The following is a 20,018-nucleotide window of genomic DNA, read 5'->3' as shown; positions in this document are numbered from 1 at the left end:
CAATTTTGTTACAAAACTTTAGTGATTTATGTCACTTAATATGACCTGTAGCTAAAAAAGAGAAAATAAAACCAATATGAAACAAGCGACTTTTATTTTATGCGTTATAAATATTGAGGATCGCTTTACACATTATGAACAAAGAATTTTCTTAAAATGTGAATGTTGTAAAAAAGCAGTAGTTTTTAAGTTTAAGTTAACAATGGTATGATGTTTACACAGATTTGGTCTCTACTAAATGAATTTTGCTCAGAAGGTATTTAGCAAAACAAGATTGATAATAATCCAGAGATCATCCACTTCCAAGGATGTCTAGTCACTAGAGCTAGGCCGTAATATGAGGAATATGTCGTGCTTGAAGCCTACCGTAAACACGTCGAAGAGCGTGCTGCTGAAGGGGTTGTTGCTAAACCATTGGATGCTGAACAGGTTGCCGCTCTTGTTGAGTTACTAAAAAATCCGCCAGCAGGCGAAGAAAGTGTTCTGCTGGATCTACTAGAAAATCGTATTCCCCCAGGCGTTGATGAAGCGGCATACGTAAAAGCGGGTTTCCTTGCAGCGATTACTAAAGGTGACGCGCAATCACCTATCGTAAGTAAAGAAAAAGCCGCAGAGTTACTCGGCACAATGCAAGGTGGTTACAATATCGAACCACTTATTTCTTTGCTTGATGATGACACGCTAGCTCCGATTTCAGTTAAAGCGTTATCTCATACGTTATTGATGTTTGATGCGTTCTACGATGTAGAAGAAAAAGCAAAAGCAGGCAATGCATTTGCTCAGCAAGTTCTACAATCATGGGCTGATGCTGAGTGGTTCCTATCTAAACCAGCATTGGCTGAAAAAATCACCCTGACTGTATTTAAAGTCACAGGTGAGACCAATACCGATGACTTATCACCAGCACCTGATGCATGGTCTCGTCCTGATATCCCACTTCACGCGCTTGCGATGCTGAAAAATGAACGTGAAGGTATCGTGCCTGATCAACAAGGCTCTGTTGGTCCGATCAAGCAAATCGAAGCGTTAAAAGAAAAAGGCCATCAGCTTGTTTATGTTGGTGATGTTGTAGGTACCGGTTCTTCTCGTAAGTCTGCGACTAACTCTGTGCTTTGGTTCATGGGCGATGATATCCCTTATGTACCGAACAAGCGTGCGGGTGGTTATGTTTTAGGTGGCAAGATCGCTCCTATCTTCTTTAATACGATGGAAGATGCAGGCGCACTACCGATTGAAGTTGATGTGACTCAACTCGCGATGGGTGATGTGATCGATGTGTATCCATTTAAAGGTGAAGTTCGTCGTCACGAAAGTGATGAGCTAGTTTCTACTTTTGGGCTAAAAACGGATGTGCTGATTGATGAAGTACGTGCGGGTGGTCGTATTCCATTGATCATTGGTCGTGGCCTAACCGATCGTGCTCGTCAATCATTGGGTTTACCATCATCGGATATTTTCCGTCGTCCTGTTGCGGTTGAAGATAGCGGTAAGGGTTATACCTTAGCGCAGAAGATGGTAGGTAAAGCATGTGGTGTTGAAGGCGTTCGCCCTGGCACTTACTGTGAGCCTAAGATGACAACGGTAGGTTCGCAAGATACCACCGGTCCTATGACTCGTGATGAATTAAAAGACTTAGCGTGTCTTGGTTTCTCTGCTGAACTTACGATGCAGTCGTTCTGTCATACCTCGGCTTATCCGAAACCGATTGATGTTAATACTCACCACACATTACCTGATTTCATTATGAATCGTGGTGGTGTATCACTTCGTCCGGGTGATGGTGTTATTCACTCATGGCTAAACCGTATGCTCCTGCCTGATACTGTTGGTACAGGTGGTGACTCACATACGCGTTTCCCATTAGGTATTTCATTCCCAGCTGGTTCTGGCCTTGTCGCTTTTGCTGCGGCAACAGGTGTTATGCCGTTAGATATGCCTGAATCTATTCTGGTTCGCTTTAAAGGTGAGATGCAAGAAGGTATCACGCTACGTGATCTGGTTCATGCGATCCCATACTACGCGATTCAGCAGGGTCTACTGACAGTAGAGAAAGCAGGTAAGATCAACGAATTCTCTGGTCGAGTACTGGAGATCGAAGGTGTTGAACACCTAACGGTTGAGCAAGCATTTGAGCTATCAGATGCATCGGCAGAGCGTAGTGCGGCAGGTTGTACCGTTAAGCTTTCTGAAGAGTCGATTGCAGAATACTTAAATTCAAACATCGTGATGCTGAAGTGGATGATTTCTGAAGGTTACGGCGATCGCCGTACCATTGAACGTCGTATTACCGCGATGGAAGAGTGGTTAGCAAATCCAGAGCTAATGACAGCAGATAATGATGCAGAATACGCACACGTGATTGAAATTGACTTGGCAGATATCAATCAGCCAATTCTATGTGCGCCAAATGATCCTGATGATGCGCGTTTACTGTCTGACGTTCAAGGTACACAAATTGATGAAGTATTTATCGGTTCATGTATGACGAACATTGGTCACTTCCGTGCAGCAGGTAAACTACTAGAGAAGTTTGGTGGTCAGCTAGATACACGTTTGTGGGTCGCACCACCGACGAAGATGGATAAAGATCAGCTAACAGAAGAAGGTTACTACGGGATCTTTGGTCGTGCTGGGGTTCGTATTGAAACGCCGGGATGTTCATTGTGTATGGGTAACCAAGCACGTGTTGCTGATAAGGCAACAGTAATGTCGACATCAACCCGTAACTTCCCGAACCGTTTAGGTACAGGCGCGAATGTTTACCTCTCATCAGCAGAGCTTGCAGCTGTTGGCGCTATTTTAGGTCGTATTCCAACGAAAGAAGAATACCTAGAATACGCGAAACAAATTGATGCAACGGCGGCAGATACTTACCGTTACTTAAATTTCCATCGTATGGAAGATTACACCAAGAAAGCGGATGATGTGATCATTCAAAAACCAGCTTAATCATAGTGCTTAGTTTTGATTAAATAATAAAAAACGCCTCGAATGTTCGAGGCGTTTTTGTTTGTATGGGAAAAGTTTTTATTAGCGAACTATTGCGTAAATTGCAGCCACATTACGTGCCGTAAGCTCAACGTTAATTGCAGCTTCTGCTAGCGCTTCAGTCAAACTTACCGAGCGTGGTACGACACTGAATACTGCATCAATCCCGTGGTCATACACGGCATCACAGTCATAAGATAGGCACCCTGCAATACCAATGACAGGTTTGTTGAAACGTTTTGCTGTGCGTGCAACCCCAATTGGGGTTTTACCATGAATAGTTTGGCTATCAATGCGACCTTCACCTGTGATCACTAAATCAGCGTCTTTTAATACGTCTGCTAAATTGACCGCATCCATGACTATTTCTATTCCTGAACGTAACTGCGCGTTAAAAAATCCAAGCAAAGCAGCTCCTATACCGCCAGCAGCACCCGCACCAGCCCTGTTTTTTACATCACGACCTAAATCACGTTTAATAATTTTGGCGTAATGGGCAAGGTTAGCGTCAAGTTGATCAACCATTTCCGGAATTGCACCTTTCTGAGGACCGAAGATCCGTGATGCGCCTTTTTCGCCACACAGTGGATTATCGACATCACATGCAACTTCTAATTTTACCTTAGCAAGGCGAGGGTCGATGTTACTGATATCAATATGGTGCAAGCGAGCTAACGCACCGCCACCGAAGCAAATTGGGTTGTTGTTTTCATCCTGTAGACGTGCCCCCAACGCTTGTGCCATACCGACACCTCCGTCGTTAGTTGCGCTTCCACCAATACCAATAATTATGTGCTCTACACCTTTATCCAATGCAGCGATAATTAATTCACCTGTACCAAAGCTGGTCGTCAACATGGGATTTCGTTGCTCAGAGCTAACAAGATGTAAACCAGATGCAGCCGCCATTTCAATAATCGCGGTTTTGTTATCACCCATTAAACCGAAGAAGCTGTTTACTTGCTCGCCTAAAGGACCTGTTACTGTGCACTCAATAATACGACCGTTGCTAGCATCTACCAATGATTGCACAGTGCCTTCACCGCCATCAGCCATGGGAAGTTTAATGTATTCAGCGTTTGGTAATACTTGGCGGAAACCGTTTTCAATCGCGGTAGCCACTTCCATTGCCGTTAAGCTTTCTTTGTAAGAATCAGGAGCAATAATAATTTTCATAATAATGAGCTCTAAACGAAGAGAAGGAATACGAGCATTTTTGTTATGGTTACGTCATTGTGTAGCACGATTTGCGTCTACTTGTGGTATTGAGTTGCATTTCTTGAGTAGATCCTGACAATGGGCGGCAGCATATAGGCTGTATTTTATCAGCTTATTAAAGCAAGAAGATCATCTATGAGGAACGAAAGGTATGGACTACGAATTTAAAAAAAATACCTTGGACGGTACTTATCACGCTATTTTTTCTATGGGTCATGAAGTATTGGGTCGTTGGATCATTGAAGAAATAGGTAAGGATACCGAGAAGCTCGATCTCATCATGGATCAACTTAGTGCAATGAAAAACAGTAGCCAAGAGTGGCGTTTAGTGGGGGAAGAATTAACCCTATTATTGCAAGATAATGAAGCCTTAGTTCAAGCTAACTGTTTGTTTTCAGAAGAAGAGGAAGACTTTGAAGAGGATTTTCATTTCTATGATGAAGAAAGTCTTTCTGTTTGTGGATTTGAAGATCTTGAGCAAGTGTTAGAAGGTTGGCGTACTTTTATTGCTCGTTTTTAATTTTCTTAGCGAGTTTTAAAAATAGAATTGATTTGAGGCGTATTTATGCTTCATGTTAGTGAGAGGGCTGCACTGTGATGGTGCAGCCTTTTTTCTTTAAATTCCTTTAAATATATTAAGTTGTTGAATTTTATTACAAATAAAAGTTGGCACAATGCTTGTTTGTTAAGTAACTGTAAACATCAAGGATTGGGTATTTGAGGAGCAAGCAATGAAGATAATTAACGCCATTATTAAGCCATTTAAATTAGACGACGTACGTGAAGCATTAGCCGATGTCGGTGTAGAAGGTATGACAGTCTCGGAAGTCAAAGGATTTGGCCGACAGAAAGGGCATACAGAGCTTTACCGTGGTGCAGAATATCAGGTCGATTTTTTACCTAAAGTGAAAATTGAAATTGCGACACAAGCTCAGAATTTAGATGCCATTGTTGAAGCCATCAGCAATGCCGCACAAACCGGGAAAATCGGTGACGGCAAAATTTTTGTTTACGATCTTGAGCACGCGGTACGTATTCGTACTGGTGAAGTGGATACAGAAGCACTGTAATTCACAACAATAAAAGAATTGATGAATTAGGTTATTAGGGGAAGACGACCATGGAATTATCAACAACAGTAATAGAATTACGTTATGCGTTAGACACATTTTTCTTTTTGATCTCTGGCGCATTAGTGATGTGGATGGCGGCAGGTTTTGCGATGTTGGAAGCAGGCCTTGTTCGTTCGAAAAACACCACTGAAATTTTAACTAAAAATATTTGTTTATATGCTATCGCTTGTACCATGTACCTACTGGTTGGTTACAACATTATGTATGTCGATAACAGTGCGGGTGGTTGGTTACCCTCATTTGGAGCATTAATTGGTACGCAAGCTGAAGGCGCTGATCACTCTTTAGAATCTGACTTCTTTTTCCAAGTTGTCTTCGTTGCGACTGCGATGTCTGTTGTTTCTGGTGCAGTAGCTGAACGTATGAAGCTATGGTCATTCTTAATTTTTTCTGTAGTACTAACAGCGGTTATCTATCCTGTAGAAGGTTACTGGACATGGGGTGGTGGTTTCCTATCAGAAGCTGGCTTTAGTGACTTTGCAGGTTCAGGTATTGTACATATGGCAGGTGCAGCAGCAGCACTAGCGGGTGTAATACTACTAGGAGCACGTAAAGGTAAATATGGTAAAAATGGTGAGATTTACCCAATTCCAGGTTCTAACATGCCACTTGCAACATTAGGTACATTTATTCTGTGGTTCGGTTGGTTTGGTTTCAATGGTGGTTCACAGTTAATGGTATCTGACTTTGAAAACGCAACTGCTGTTGGTCAAATCTTCCTAAATACGAATGCCGCAGCCGCCGCTGGTGCCATTGCAGCACTAGCAGTATGTAAAACAACATGGGGTAAAGCTGATTTAACTATGGTGTTAAACGGTGCGCTAGCGGGTCTTGTGGCTATCACGGCTGATCCATTATCACCATCACCAGTTGCTGCGGTAATTATTGGTGTGGTTGCAGGCGCATTAGTTGTGTTTAGTATCATTGCACTTGATAAAGTGAAGATTGATGATCCAGTAGGCGCGATTTCAGTACACGGTGTATGTGGTTTATTTGGTCTAATGGTCGTGCCATTTAGTAATGCTGATGCAAGCTTTATGACTCAGTTATTTGGTGCTGCAGTTATCTTCGGTTGGGTGTTTGCAGCAAGTTTAGCGGTATGGGGTTTACTAAAAGTAACGGTTGGTATTCGCGTAACAGAAGAAGAAGAACTGGAAGGTATGGATTCACATGATTGTGGTGTTGATGCTTACCCAGAATTTGTTAGCGTAAAATAAAATATAAGTAATTAATTACTTTGTAGATAAAAACTCGCCACCTAGAAATAGGTGGCGAGTTTTATTTTTGATTGTAATAAATTGTAACTACTGGATTGCGAAGGTAAGTGTTTTACGTATAATGAATGTTATTGAGAAACATTATCATTACATTTTGCGTTTAAGGGAATAATCAATGAAAAAGCTTTTAGCTTCAGCAATCCTTATGGGTTTAGCCGCTCCTCAAGTTGCTACTGCAGCTGAAGAGGTTAATGTTTATTCATACCGCCAACCTTTCCTAGTTGAGCCTATGTTTAACGAATTCACTAAAGAAACTGGCATTAAAGTTAATGTGAAGTTTGCTAAAAAAGGTCTTGCTGAAAAGCTTGAGCAAGAAGGTGAATATAGCCCTGCTGATGTTGTATTAACAACAGATATTAGCCGTTTGGTAGAGCTATCTGATAAGAAATTAGTTCAACCAGTTGATAGCAAACTGATTGATGGTAATGTTCCTGCACAGTTTCGTGATAACGAAGATGAGTGGTTTGCTTTAACACTGCGTTCTCGTAACGTTTACTCATCAAAAGATCGTGTAGGTAAACTACCTGCCTCTTTTGATTATGCAGATTTAGCGAAACCAGAGTGGAAAGGTAAAATTTGTACACGTTCAGGTAAGCACCCTTACAACGTTTCACTCGTTTCATCAATGATTGCTCACTATGGTGAAGCGGAAACGAAAAAGTGGCTTGAAGGTGTGAAAGCAAACCTTGCTCGTAAACCTCAGGGTAACGACCGCGCACAAGTTAAAGCTGTGAAAGAAGGCCTATGTGATCTAGCGATTGGTAACAGCTACTACCTAGGTAAGATGGTTAACGATGAAAACCAAAAAGCATGGGCTGAAGCGGTTTACATTAATTTCCCAGGTCAAGAAGGTAACGGTACTCACGTTAACGTAAGTGGTATGGCAATGGCGAAATACGCGCCAAACCAAGCTAACGCACTTAAATTAATGGAATTCTTAACGTCTGATAAAGCACAAGAGATGTACGCTGAAGTGAACTATGAATACCCAGTTAAAGAGGGTGTGAAGCGTTCAGAACTAGTTGCATCTTGGGGTGATTTTAAAGCTGACGATGTATCACTAGACAAGATTGCACAGTACCACAATGCAGCAACAAAACTGCTGGATGAAGTGAAGTTTGATCTGTAATTAGTTACAAAATAAATGGGGCGCTAAGCCCCATTTTTGCATCATGCTTGGTAAATTTTGCAATAAGTTGTGGTAGTTTCCTCTTCCCATTACTAGGGAATGTTGATACTTAATCTTGCCATTATTCTTATGGTTAAAGATATTGGAAAATACTAAGTAGTAGTCAATGAAAGAAAAGTTTTTGTTCTGGAAAGCCGGTAGTTGGACCTTTGCTCTGCTACTGGTTTTTCCTATTCTTGCAATATTTTTTACCGCAATGGGCAATTCAGATGAGGTATTTGGCCACCTAATGAATACGGTGATGCCAACCTATGCCTTTAATACTGTTGCTTTAGTTGTGGGCACGGTACTGTTATCTCTTTGCTTCGGCCTTCCTACTGCTTGGTTAATGGCAATGTGCCGTTTACCAACCGAAAAAACACTTCAGTGGGCACTTGTTTTACCTTTAGCCATGCCCGGTTATATTGTTGGTTACCTCTATACTAATTGGTTTGACTACGCAGGCCCAATTCAGATTTTTTTACGCAGTATGTTCGGCTGGCAGCATGTTGGTGACTATTGGTTTCCTGATCTTCGCTCATTAGGCGGTGCATGTTTTGTTTTAGCCTTAGTGCTTTACCCTTATATTTATCTTCTTGTTCGGGCTGCCTTTATGGAGCAGAGTGTCAGCTTATTGCAATCTGCTCGTTTGCTACGTTGTACGCCATGGGAAAGCTTTCGTCGTATTTCGCTACCGTTAGCACGACCAGCAATTGCTGTTGGGGTGTCACTTGTGGCCATGGAAGCGTTAGGGGATTTTGGTACGGTTAGTTACTTTGCCGTTAATACGTTAACGACAGCGGTTTACGATACGTGGCTAGGTTATTCTAATCTTTATGCTGCTGCGAAAATATCAGCCATCATGTTGCTTGTTATTTTCTTTTTGATCAGTAGTGAGCGTTTTAGTCGTCGTAAACAGAAGATGTTTCAACATCAATGTGATAACGATGGGGATGTTAAGTACATCTTAAAAGGATGGAAAAAGTGGCTAGCACTCGTATGGTGTTGGGGACTGGTTGGCTGTGCTTTTATATTTCCGCTACTACAACTGGGTTATTACGCCGTTGAGTATTTTAGCCAAAGTTGGACACCTGAATTTAAACAATACAGCTTAAATAGCTTCTTTGTCTCGATCACTGCTGCGGTTATAGCGGTAATTCTAGGGCTTGTGGTTAACTTTTATCGACGCCTTGATGGTAACGGTTTTAGCCAAATGCCAATTCGTTTATCGTCATTAGGCTATGCGGTACCGGGTACTGTGTTGGCGATAGGAGTGATGATCCCACTAACCAGTGCTGATCATCTGGTTAATGATATTGCGATGAGCCTAGGGCTTGGTCGTCCGGGATTAATTTTCTCAGGTACGATATTCGCGATTATTTTTGCCTTTGTGGTCCGTTTTGCTGCCGTTGCGATTGGTAGCATTGAAACAAGCTTAACCAAAGTATCGCCATCATTAGATATGGCGTCAAAAACCATGGGCTATGCCTCAACGGCGATGTTGAGAAAAGTCCATCTGCCGTTAATACGTCGAGGTTGTTTAATTGCAGGGTTACTGGTGTTTATTGAGTCGATGAAAGAGCTCAATGCAGCCTTGTTGCTGAGACCATTTAATTTTGAAACCTTAGCGACTTACGTATTTAATTTTGCGTCAGATGAACAGCTAGAGCTAGCAGCATTACCGGCTATTTTACTGGTGGTTGTGGGTTTAATTCCCTTGGTATTGGTTAACCGATCTTTGGAGCAAAAGAACTAATGAAACATGCATTATCTGTCAACGGCTTAACCTGTAGTTACCATGGTCAGGCTGTGCTGCAAGACTTATCGTTAGCGGTTAATCCCGGTGAGATCGTTTGTCTGTTAGGCGCAAGTGGTTGTGGTAAAACAACGTTGTTAAAAGCAATTGCTGGACTGTTGCCGTTAGAACAAGGTTTAATGTCGATTAATGGACGAACAATTGTTGATGAGCAGCAATGGTTACCACCAGAGAAACGTAATATTGGGATGATTTTTCAAGATTATGCATTGTTTCCGCATTTAACCGTGGCGCAAAATATAGCCTTTGGTCTACGCCATTGGGATAAAGCCCGTACCGCAGCCAAGATCCAAGAAATGTTAACCTTAGTGCATTTAACAGGGTTAGAGGATCGTTATCCTCACCAATTATCAGGAGGACAACAGCAACGTGTCGCGATTGCTCGTGCACTGGCGTCTGAGCCTGATTTGATTTTGTTAGATGAACCTTTCTCTAATATTGATACACAAGTACGACATAGCTTGATTCGTGATATTCGAAAAATCTTTAAAGCGCAGGGAGTAACAGCGATCTTTGTTACCCATAGCCGTGAAGAAGCTTTCGCTTTTGCTGATAAAATGGCGGTCATGAATCATGGTGTGATTGAACAATTTGGTAGTGCTACGGAATTGTATTATCAGCCAAGTAGCCGATTTGTTGCAGATTTCCTCGGTACGGGATCTTACCTTCCCGCTACGGTGAAAAATCAAACGCGGTTGCTGACACCCTTAGGTGAGTTAGCATTAGCGTCTAATGAAACGTTACTTGATGATATATCAGTTGATTGGCTTTTAAGGCCACAAAACTTGCGTGTTATGTTACAAGACGATGGTGATGGTGAGATTATTGAACAACAATTTATGGGTGATAGCTGTCGCTATACGGTTGATTTTTCAGGCCATAAATTGATTGTGAATTCTCATTTATTGATGAATGTCGGCGATCGTGTTTCGGTTGAAGTTGAACCCCATTTACCAGTGGTTTTTGCGGTTGCGTCGTAACTGTTTTAAAGAGAACGTTGTTTTCAACTTCGCTAATAATAAAGCCTGCATGATGCAGGCTTTATTATTTATGCGCTTGAATTAGCGATTTAAAGCTAATGCTTCAAGGTAGATTTCTGCTTGTTCTTGAAGTGCTGTTTGATCTGGTAGTAAGTTCGCTTGGATATAAATGACGTAACAAATGCCATGTAACAATTTGGCTAAATCATCAGCCTTTTGTGCGGTAGTAATTTCACCGTTATCGATAGCTTGGGCAAACGCATCACGTACTTTATGAAGGTTATTACGGTTGGTTTCAACAAATTGTGGCCATACTTCATCGCGTACCGAAGTACTCCATTCAAACCATACTTTAATCCAATCTTGTTGATCTAAAACCGTATCGATAAGATTGTGACTAATACAGGTTAAACGTGCATGAAGTGTCTTGTTTTTATCACCCAGACATTCTTCTAGTAATGCACTAAACTCATTTTCAACTTCAACTAGTACTTGCTCAACCAGTGCCTCACGAGTTGGAAAGTAATTAAATACAGTTGCAACAGAAACGTTTGCCATTTCAGCGATATCAGCATGTCCTGCACGGCCGATACCTCTTCTGGCAAAAACTTCCAATGAGTAATCAAGAAGTTGCTGTCTTCTCTTTTCAGGTGAAAGACGAGTACGGGTTTTTTTTGTAATCGTATCCATAATTAATAATCCCTAGCCTAAGTATAAAAACTGTTTATGCATCTGTTTTAATAAGGGTAGGTTACATAATAAACAACTGTTCGGCAAATATAACTAATCTAAAGTGTTTCGGATAATTGACACTATTGATTAAATAACCATTATTTCTGAGGAGTGGTACAATGCGATTCCTTTGAAATAAGTAGCCTGTGATGGCTAGTGCAGTCGCACAAATGGAGAAGAAAATGAAACATACAATTGAAGTAATGATTTCTGAGCAGGAAGTTCAAGAACGAGTTAAAGAGCTAGGTAAGCAAATTACTGAGTGTTACAAAGATTCAAAAGATCTAGTGATGGTAGGTTTGTTGCGTGGTTCCTTTGTGTTCATGGCAGATCTTGCACGTGCGATTGACTTGCCTCATGAAGTCGATTTTATGACTGCATCAAGTTACGGTAATACGATGGAAAGTAGCCGTGATGTACGTATCTTGAAAGATCTTGATGATGACATCAAAGGTAAAGATGTACTGCTTGTTGAAGATATTATCGATACCGGCAATACATTACATAAAGTGTGCGAGATCTTATCGCTACGCGAGCCTAACTCTATTCGTATTTGTACCTTACTTGATAAGCCAGAGCGTCGTGAAGTGGACGTGAAAGTTGATTGGTACGGTTTTGTTATTCCTGATGAATTTGTTGTGGGTGTCGGTATCGATTACGCACAAAAATACCGTCATTTACCTTTCATTGGTAAAGTGGTTCCGGAATAAAAAAAAGCGACCATTAGGTCGCTTTTTTTATCATGATAGATCCTGAAGCTTAGTTTGTTTTTTCAGTAATATGATCATTGATAGACTGCTCTAACGGTGGCAGCAGTGAAGACATTGCCGATTGGTAACCAACTTCAAGCGTTTCTCGACTGGTTGAGGTAACACCAAGATCTTTAAGTACGCCATTGCTTGTACTATAGATCCAACCATGGATCTTCACTTCTTGTCCACGTTCCCATGCTTGCTGCAAAATGGTTGAGTTACCCAAGTTATAGACTTGCGAGGCAACGTTAATTTCAGATAATTTATCATCCCACTCTTGGCGAGGAAGGGCACCTAAATCAGTACGGTGCTTTAAGTAAAGGTCGCGAATATGCAGTAGCCAGTTATTGATTAAACCTAGCTGTGGGTTTTCAATGGCAGCGGTAACGCCACCACAGCCATAGTGACCACAGATAATAATATGTTTAACCTTCAGTACATCAACAGCATACTGAACCACGGATAAACAGTTAAGATCGGTGTGGATCACTTGGTTGGCTACATTTCGGTGGACGAATAATTCACCAGAGACAAGTCCCGTCAAACGTTCAGCGGGAACACGACTGTCTGAACAACCGATCCAAAGGTATTGTGGATGTTGTCCTTTTGCCAATTCTGTAAAGTAGTCAGGATCTTCATTTTTAATGTTCTCTGACCAAGATAGGTTGTTTGCGAAGAGCTGCTTAATATCTGCCATGATGATACCTTATATTGATATGTTCCTTACTATACACAAGCTTCGCTAATAGCAAATCGGATTAGTGATAGATAATTAATAATTCCTTTTATTTTTGTAACAGAAAGATTGCAATTTATGAACGCTTTAGAAATAAAAAATGTAAGAAAAACTTACAAAGGCGGTGTGGAAGCTTTAAAGAATATGAGCTTAACCGTTGATGAAGGGGATTTTTTTGCGTTATTAGGGCCTAATGGTGCGGGAAAATCGACCACTATTGGCATCATTAGCTCATTGGTGAATAAGACCTCGGGCTCGGTAAAAATCTTTGGTTATGATTTAGACTCTGAAAAAGTCGATGCGAAAAACCAGCTAGGGTTAGTGCCACAAGAATTTAATTTCAATCCTTTTGAAACGGTTGAGCAAATCGTGATTAACCAAGCCGGTTATTACGGTGTAGAGCGATCGCTTGCTAAAGAGCGTGCTAAGAAATATTTATCACAGCTTGATTTATGGGGAAAGCGCAGTGAGCGTGCGCGTAATTTATCGGGTGGGATGAAGCGCCGATTAATGATTGCTCGTGCATTAATGCATGAACCTAAGTTGCTGATTTTAGATGAGCCAACCGCGGGTGTCGATATTGAATTACGCCGATCTATGTGGACGTTTTTACGTAAAATAAACCAAGAGGGGGTGACGATTATTCTTACCACTCACTACTTGGAGGAAGCCGAAATGTTGTGCCGTAATATCGGTATTATTAACCACGGTGAATTGATTGAGCATACCTCAATGAAACACTTATTGGGAAAGCTTGAATTAGAAACGTTTATTTTAGATATCAACCCACAACAGACGCCACCAAACTTAATTGGCTTCAATAGTCTATTGGTTGATAGTGCGACTTTGGAAATTGAACTGAAAAAAGGCGAAAGTTTAAACCCTGTATTTAGTCAATTAACTGAGCAAGGGATCGAGGTTAAATCGATGCGCAATAAGAGTAACCGCTTAGAGGAATTGTTTGTCACTTTGGTAAACCAAGCACAGAATAATAAAGGGGTTGAGGCGTGAAGAAACAATATTGGATCGCTTTTAAAAGCTTAATTGCCAAGGAAATCCATCGATTTACACGTATATGGGTACAAACGTTAGTCCCACCTGCCATTACCATGACCTTGTATTTCATTATTTTTGGCAACTTAATTGGTAGCCGAATTGGTAATATGGAAGGGTTTAGTTATATGGCCTATATCGTGCCGGGTTTGATCATGATGTCAGTGATCACTAATTCTTATTCTAATGTTGCGTCTTCTTTTTTTAGTGCTAAGTTTCAGCACAACATTGAAGAGTTATTGGTTGCGCCAGTTCCTAACTACATCATTATTGCTGGTTATGTCGGTGGTGGTGTACTACGTGGTTTAGCCGTAGGGACATTAGTTACGATTGTGTCATTGTTGTTTGTAAAGCTTCACATTGCACATATTGGTGTGATTGTAGCAACCGTGGTAATGACATCTATCGTGTTCTCATTAGGCGGCTTAATTAATGCGGTATTTGCTCGCACGTTTGATGATATCAGTATTATTCCAACGTTCGTGCTAACGCCGTTGACTTATCTTGGTGGGGTGTTTTACTCGATCAATCTACTGCCTGAATTTTGGCAAGGTGTATCGAAGATCAACCCAATCGTTTATATGGTGAATGCCTTCCGTTACGGCTTTCTTGGCGTCTCTGATGTGGGAATTGGTACATCGTTTGCTGTATTGAGTGTTTTTGTTATTGCGTTGTATAGCGTGGCATATTATCTAATATCACGCGGTATTGGATTACGTTCATAGCGTGATATTTGAGATAAAAAAATACCGCTCAATGAGCGGTATTTTTTATTAACCGTTATTACTAACGTTTATTCAGCGACATCTTCATCTGATGTTTGAGTCGGTCCCAAGTCAACAACTTGGTTATCAATTAGGCGGACTTTACCTAATTGAGATGACATCAAGATCACCGCTTGCTGAGTTCCTTCGGTTATAGGCAGTAAGGTAACTGCATCACGAATGAAACATTTATCAGGCTGTAAACCTGCCGCACGTAATTGATCATTGGCATCGACGACAAGCTCGTCATAGTCAGTACGACCACCACGCATTTGGCTGCTGATCCAACGCATAGTACGGGCAAGTACAGGCGCTCGTTGACGTTCATCAACGGTTAGTTTGCCATTGCGCGAGCTCATGGCTAAACCATCCATTTCACGTACTGTAGGTACACCAACAATTTTGATATCAAGTTCAAGGTCGATAACCATCTGACGAATAAGCGCTAATTGTTGGAAGTCTTTTTCACCAAAGCAGGCTACATCAGGTTGAACAATATTAAAGAGTTTATTAACGATGGTTGCTACACCACGAAAATGACCAGGACGCAATTCGCCCTCTAAGATGCTAGATAGGCCTGGTACTTCAACAAATGTTTGATTGTCTAAACCGGCAGGATACATAACTTCCGGCGTTGGTGTGAATACCACATCAACCATATTTTGTTGACTCAGTTTGGCAATGTCTTGTTCTAACGTACGTGGGTACGTTTGTAGATCTTCTGCCTTATCAAACTGCATTGGATTAACAAAGATACTAGCAACAACAACATCGGCATGTTTACGCGCTTTACGCATCAGCGTTAAGTGGCCTTCATGCAAATTACCCATTGTTGGAACAAAAGCGATACGGCGACCCTCACGGCGCCAGGTACGAATTTGCTCTCTTAGTGGGGCAATCTCGGCGAATGTTTGCATCTTTTATTCCTTATTCAAAGGTATGTTGAGAGGCTGGAAACTCACCTGTCTCAACATCTTTAATATATTTAGTGACAGCCGCACGCATGTCGCCAGTTTCTGCGAGGAAGTTTTTCGAGAACTTCGGCATATAATTGGCAGAAATACCGAACATATCGTGCATAACTAGAATTTGACCATCGGTACTGTTACCTGCACCAATACCAATCACAGGGATCTCTACCGCTTTGGTAATGCGTTCAGCAAGGCTGGCAGGTACACATTCGAGAACAATGATCTGTGCGCCTGCATTTTTTAATAGGATAGCGTCTTTCACCATTTCATCGGCTTTGTCGATATCACGGCCTTGTACTTTGTATCCACCAAAAATATTGACTGATTGTGGTGTTAAACCGAGGTGAGCACAAACAGGTACGGCACGTTCAGCTAGCATAGAAATGGTATCTGCTAACCATGCACCGCCTTCTAGTTTGACCATATTAGCGCCAGCACGCATTAGCTTTGCTGCATTTTCACAAGCTTGCTCTGGCGTTGCATAACTCATAAATGGCATATCAGCCATCAGTAATGCATTAGGGCTACCAGCACGAACACTACGCGTGTGGTAAGCAATTTCTTCTACAGTAACAGGAAGCGTATCTTCACGGCCTTGTAAAACCATGCCAAGAGAATCACCAACCAGTAATACTGGCATTTCCTGCTGCTCAAATAATTGAGCAAAACTTGCATCGTATGCAGTGACTGATGCGAACTTACGACCTTCTTGCTTCCATTTCATGAGATCGTTGATAGTAATTTTCTTCATAGCTTTTCCTCGCCCTGATAGATTTTTATTTTTGCCAGATAGCTAAGCCATTTAGGTCTACCTGATCCAATAGAGTGGATAAAGGGGTGTTGTCAGGTAGGGTTAACTTAGGGCTTATCTCAGCTAACGGGTAGAGTACAAACTCTCGTACTTTCATACCGTAATGTGGAACGGTTAAACGTTCGCAATGGTGCATGAGATCACCGTATAACAGAATGTCGAGATCCAAGGTTCTTGGTCCCCAACGCTCATCTTTACGTACTCGACCATGTTCAAGTTCAATGGCTTGGGTTTGATCAAGTAATGCGAGCGGTGCTAAATCGGTATCGATTGCTACCACGGCATTGATATAATCGGGTTGGTTCTGCGGTCCCATTGGTGTACTGCTATATAGGGATGAGACAGCAACGACCGTCATATCGGGATGTGCGCGTAACGCATCAATGGCACTATTAGCTTGGGCGATAGGATCGCCCAAGTTACTGCCTATTGCGATATAAGCTCGGATCATGATGATTTTGGCTGTGGCTTTTTACGGCGCTGCTGCGGACGGCGACGACGTGGGCGACGACTGCCACTTTCATTCAGGTTCTGCACCATTTTACCGCGCTGGTTGCGATCCACGTTTTGGAATTCACTCCACCATTGCGCTAACTCTTTAACATCATGACCTTCAAATAGGGCACGCATTTCTAAGAAGTCGTAAGCGGCACGGAATTTAGGGTGTTCCATAGTTTTAAACGCACGCTTGCCACTGCGACGAGCAAAGCGTAATTGCTGTTGCCAAATATCGCGAACTGTCGTGGTATGGCGACGTGGGATCGCAATCGTACGAACTTGATCATCAAGAATATCGTTACTAGCCACCATAAAGGCGTCGTAGAACGATAAACCACTAGCAAAAGACACTTCTTCTGCACGGATCATCATTGGATACCACAGCATTGCCGCATAGATAAAGGCAGGGTTTACGCGTTTATCTTCTGCAATACGCTTATCGGTAGATGCCAAGATGTGCTCAATCATCTTCTCTGTTTGGCTGCTGTTATCTTCAGTAAAGTGATCAGCCAAAATAGGGAAAAGTTGTTGGAACAGGTTATATTCACGTAGCATACGGTACGTTTCTAAACCTTGTCCTGATTGCAGCAGTTTGAGGCTTTCTTCGAACAAACGCGCCGATGGAATATCTAGCATGAGTGGCGCAAGATCTTTGATCGGTGCTGCCGTTGCAGGATCGATTTCCATGTCTAGTTTTACCGCGAAACGTACTGCACGTAACATACGTACAGGATCTTCACGGTAACGGGTTTCAGGATCACCCATTAAGCGAACAATACGATTGTTAAGATCGTGAACACCGTTGGCGTAATCGGTCACCGTAAAATCTTTCACACTGTAATAAAGTGCGTTGATGGTGAAATCACGACGCTCTGCATCTTCTTCGATCGTGCCGTAGACGTTGTCACGAAGTAACATACCTTCTTGGCTACGCGACGAGATTTGTGGTTTTTGTTTGCTATCTTTTGGTGTAGTCGTTTGTACTGGCGCGTCTGAATGGTGTCCGCGGAATGTTGCCACTTCAATAATGTCACGACCAAATAGGATATGGGCAAGACGAAAACGACGACCAATTAAGCGACAGTTACGAAATAGCTTTTTAATGTCTTCTGGTGTTGCATTGGTTGCAATATCGAAGTCTTTAGGTTGTTTGTCTAGTAGTAAATCACGTACGCCGCCACCTACTAAGTAAGCGTCGTAACCGGCTTTGTTTAGACGATATAGTACTTTCAGCGCATTTTCGCTGATATCTTTACGTGAAATGCTGTGCTCTTGGCGTTGGTAAACTTGCAAAGTTTGTTCCTCTGGAACGCGAGTACTACTGTCGCGATTCAATACTTTACGGCAAAAGCTGGCTACTCGATTAAAGATAATACACCCCATTATGTGCATCTGGTTCAACAAACAGCCGTATATAATATATCACGGCAGACTATTTTAGAATGCTAGTGTGATAGCGGTGGTTTTTGGTAGCTTATCGAGCTGCCAATGTTCAACGCCCCACAATAAAATTTCTTCTACAGTTAGTTCAGCAAGTTCTGCTGGTGGCGCTAAGCCTAAAAATTGTAGCGCTGCAACTAAAGCCGGCCGAGGATTGTTTTTATCAATCGCTGGCGCATGGTTTTGTTTTGACAATTTATTGCCATTTTCCGTTACAGCGAGCGGTAAGTGTAAATAGCTCACAGGGGCATGACCAAGCTGTTGGTATAAGCCGATTTGACGTCCCGTAGGTTCAATTAAATCAGCACCACGAACAACTTCTGTGATCCCTTGTTCGATATCATCAAGCACAACCGCAAGATTATAAGCAAATAACCCGTCTCGACGTCGAATGATAAAATCCTCTCCCGCAACAGCTGTTGGTAGGACGATTTGACCATGTAATTGATCATCGAAAAGAGTGATAGGTTTGTCCACTTTTAACCGAACAGCACTGTCTTTAGGCTGTTGATTGAGGTTACGACAGGTACCTGGGTAAAAACCGCCTGCTTCTTTGATTGCTTTACGACTACATTGACAATAATAAGCATCGCCTTGGGCTAACCATTGGTCTATTTGACTTTGGTATGCATCATGACGTTGGCTTTGATACATAATTCCACCGTCCCACGTAAAGCCATAAGCTTCAAGAGTACGAAGAATATCATCTGCAGCACCTGGCATTTCTCGTGGTGGGTCGAGATCTTCCATTCTGACAATCCAGCGCCCTTGGTGTGACTTGGCTTGCAAGTAGCTACCGAGTGCGGCTATCAATGATCCGAAATGAAGTGGCCCTGAGGGTGATGGCGCAAAGCGTCCTATATATTGTGTCGTCTGTGTCATAAATTATGAACAATAAAGCAGCCTAGACCTGATTAGGTGACTAGGCTCGGCGTTAAAATATGTTGACCAGAGCTAGGGGATACTGCAGCAAGGCAAACCCTCCAAACTGAATAAGACTCTTAATACAGAACCTTATTCAGTTTGGTGCGAGCTAATCTTAAGCTCAATTGAGCGTGATTAGAGCGCAAGCAATGTTCAACATGGATAAGTCGCGCTAATAATAGCGCCACACAAATTAAATCGCACGTTAGTGTAAACGAAAGAGGGAGCTTTCGCTCCCTCTAAAATTAGGCATTAACGCAGGTGACGTAATTAGCCTGCCATTTGCTTTTCTTTGATTTCTGCAAGTGTCTTACAATCAATGCAAAGTTCTGCTGTTGGACGAGCTTCTAAACGACGAATACCGATCTCGATACCACAAGAGTCACAGAAGCCGAAATCATCTTCTTCAATGCGCTTTAGCGTTTTTTCGATTTTTTTGATCAGTTTACGTTCACGGTCACGGTTACGTAATTCAAGGCTGAATTCTTCTTCCTGAGCTGCACGATCGACAGGATCTGGGAAGTTAGCGGCCTCGTCTTGCATATGGTTTACTGTACGATCAACTTCTTCACGAAGCTGATTACGCCATGCTGAAAGAATCTTATGGAAGTGATCGCGTTGAGCTTCACCCATATACTCTTCACCAGCTTTTTCCTGGTAAGGTTCAACCCCAGCAATAGCCAGGATGCCTAGTGATTTTTTAACGTTGCTCTCTGGCATATAGCATCTCCTAATGTACCTAATAACCGTCACTGGT

Annotated in this window: 19 protein-coding genes; 10 read left to right on the top strand and 9 right to left on the bottom strand. The window is 42.1% G+C overall.

Annotated elements, in window-relative coordinates; translation table 11 throughout:
• Positions 1–351 precede the first annotated feature (351 nt).
• Positions 352–2,949, top strand: a complete 2,598-nt coding sequence (gene acnB / locus BTO08_RS11125; RefSeq protein ID WP_105060983.1) for a bifunctional aconitate hydratase 2/2-methylisocitrate dehydratase — start codon at positions 352–354, stop codon at positions 2,947–2,949.
• Positions 2,950–3,030: 81 nt separating this feature from the next.
• On the opposite strand, the gene BTO08_RS11120 is transcribed toward acnB, so the two are convergent.
• Entirely contained in the window at positions 3,031–4,164 is a 1,134-nt protein-coding gene (locus BTO08_RS11120) for a glycerate kinase (protein WP_105060982.1), read from the bottom strand.
• Between the two features lie 193 nt (positions 4,165–4,357).
• Between BTO08_RS11120 and BTO08_RS11115 the strand changes: the two genes are divergently transcribed.
• The 6 genes from BTO08_RS11115 (at position 4,358) to BTO08_RS11090 (ending at position 10,580) form a co-directional block, all read left to right on the top strand.
• The gene (locus BTO08_RS11115; protein WP_005371287.1) at positions 4,358–4,726 is read left to right on the top strand and encodes a YacL family protein; all 369 of its coding nucleotides are present in this window, start codon (positions 4,358–4,360) and stop codon (positions 4,724–4,726) included.
• Positions 4,727–4,937: 211 nt separating this feature from the next.
• Positions 4,938–5,276 carry a P-II family nitrogen regulator gene (locus tag BTO08_RS11110; RefSeq protein WP_008987933.1) on the top strand — a complete coding sequence of 113 codons (339 nt, stop codon included), beginning with the start codon at positions 4,938–4,940 and terminating at the stop codon, positions 5,274–5,276.
• Between the two features lie 50 nt (positions 5,277–5,326).
• Positions 5,327–6,556, top strand: a complete 1,230-nt coding sequence (locus BTO08_RS11105; RefSeq protein ID WP_105060981.1) for an ammonium transporter — start codon at positions 5,327–5,329, stop codon at positions 6,554–6,556.
• Positions 6,557–6,731: 175 nt separating this feature from the next.
• A complete protein-coding gene (locus BTO08_RS11100; RefSeq protein WP_105060980.1) occupies positions 6,732–7,745 on the top strand; it encodes a Fe(3+) ABC transporter substrate-binding protein in 1,014 nt (337 codons plus the stop codon).
• 166 nt (positions 7,746–7,911) lie between these two features.
• On the top strand, positions 7,912–9,540 hold the full coding sequence (locus tag BTO08_RS11095; RefSeq protein ID WP_105060979.1) for an ABC transporter permease: 1,629 nt from the start codon (positions 7,912–7,914) through the stop codon (positions 9,538–9,540).
• On the top strand, positions 9,540–10,580 hold the full coding sequence (locus BTO08_RS11090; protein WP_105060978.1) for an ABC transporter ATP-binding protein: 1,041 nt from the start codon (positions 9,540–9,542) through the stop codon (positions 10,578–10,580). The genes BTO08_RS11095 and BTO08_RS11090 overlap by 1 nt, the downstream gene beginning before the upstream one ends.
• 81 nt (positions 10,581–10,661) lie before the next feature.
• Here BTO08_RS11090 and BTO08_RS11085 read toward each other — a convergent pair whose 3' ends face one another.
• Positions 10,662–11,270 carry a TetR/AcrR family transcriptional regulator gene (locus BTO08_RS11085; protein WP_006647298.1) on the bottom strand — a complete coding sequence of 203 codons (609 nt, stop codon included), beginning with the start codon at positions 11,268–11,270 and terminating at the stop codon, positions 10,662–10,664.
• A 224-nt stretch (positions 11,271–11,494) separates the two neighbouring features.
• Between BTO08_RS11085 and hpt the strand changes: the two genes are divergently transcribed.
• Positions 11,495–12,022: a hypoxanthine phosphoribosyltransferase gene (hpt, locus tag BTO08_RS11080; RefSeq protein ID WP_005371302.1), complete on the top strand. Its 528-nt coding sequence runs from the start codon at positions 11,495–11,497 to the stop codon at positions 12,020–12,022.
• 49 nt (positions 12,023–12,071) lie between these two features.
• Here the strand turns inward: hpt and can are convergent, their stop codons facing one another.
• On the bottom strand, positions 12,072–12,761 hold the full coding sequence (gene can / locus BTO08_RS11075) for a carbonate dehydratase (RefSeq protein ID WP_105060977.1): 690 nt from the start codon (positions 12,759–12,761) through the stop codon (positions 12,072–12,074).
• A 117-nt stretch (positions 12,762–12,878) separates the two neighbouring features.
• On the opposite strand from can, the gene BTO08_RS11070 reads away from it, so the two are divergent.
• Both BTO08_RS11070 and BTO08_RS11065 read left to right on the top strand, forming a co-directional pair.
• Entirely contained in the window at positions 12,879–13,811 is a 933-nt protein-coding gene (locus BTO08_RS11070; protein ID WP_105060976.1) for an ABC transporter ATP-binding protein, read from the top strand.
• Positions 13,808–14,578 (top strand): ABC transporter permease, encoded by a 771-nt coding sequence (locus BTO08_RS11065; protein ID WP_105060975.1) that lies wholly within the window; start codon positions 13,808–13,810, stop codon positions 14,576–14,578. The genes BTO08_RS11070 and BTO08_RS11065 overlap by 4 nt, the downstream gene beginning before the upstream one ends.
• 68 nt (positions 14,579–14,646) lie before the next feature.
• Here the strand turns inward: BTO08_RS11065 and panC are convergent, their stop codons facing one another.
• From panC to dksA, 6 genes are all read right to left on the bottom strand, one after another.
• Positions 14,647–15,534: a pantoate--beta-alanine ligase gene (gene panC, locus BTO08_RS11060; RefSeq protein WP_105060974.1), complete on the bottom strand. Its 888-nt coding sequence runs from the start codon at positions 15,532–15,534 to the stop codon at positions 14,647–14,649.
• A 10-nt stretch (positions 15,535–15,544) separates the two neighbouring features.
• The gene (gene panB / locus BTO08_RS11055; protein ID WP_105060973.1) at positions 15,545–16,339 is read right to left on the bottom strand and encodes a 3-methyl-2-oxobutanoate hydroxymethyltransferase; all 795 of its coding nucleotides are present in this window, start codon (positions 16,337–16,339) and stop codon (positions 15,545–15,547) included.
• A gap of 25 nt (positions 16,340–16,364) precedes the next feature.
• On the bottom strand, positions 16,365–16,850 hold the full coding sequence (folK, locus tag BTO08_RS11050) for a 2-amino-4-hydroxy-6-hydroxymethyldihydropteridine diphosphokinase (protein WP_005371314.1): 486 nt from the start codon (positions 16,848–16,850) through the stop codon (positions 16,365–16,367).
• Positions 16,847–18,280, bottom strand: coding sequence for a polynucleotide adenylyltransferase PcnB (gene pcnB / locus BTO08_RS11045; RefSeq protein ID WP_277949263.1), 1,434 nt, complete (start codon positions 18,278–18,280; stop codon positions 16,847–16,849). The genes folK and pcnB overlap by 4 nt, the downstream gene beginning before the upstream one ends.
• Positions 18,281–18,334: 54 nt before the next feature.
• Entirely contained in the window at positions 18,335–19,219 is an 885-nt protein-coding gene (gene gluQRS / locus BTO08_RS11040) for a tRNA glutamyl-Q(34) synthetase GluQRS (RefSeq protein WP_105060971.1), read from the bottom strand.
• Positions 19,220–19,531: 312 nt separating this feature from the next.
• Positions 19,532–19,981 carry an RNA polymerase-binding protein DksA gene (gene dksA / locus BTO08_RS11035; protein ID WP_006647288.1) on the bottom strand — a complete coding sequence of 150 codons (450 nt, stop codon included), beginning with the start codon at positions 19,979–19,981 and terminating at the stop codon, positions 19,532–19,534.
• Positions 19,982–20,018 lie beyond the last annotated feature (37 nt).

The sequence above is a fragment of the Photobacterium angustum genome (assembly GCF_002954615.1).
GTDB classification, from domain to species: domain Bacteria; phylum Pseudomonadota; class Gammaproteobacteria; order Enterobacterales; family Vibrionaceae; genus Photobacterium; species Photobacterium angustum_A.
This window is presented reverse-complemented; position numbering and strand designations above follow the sequence as displayed.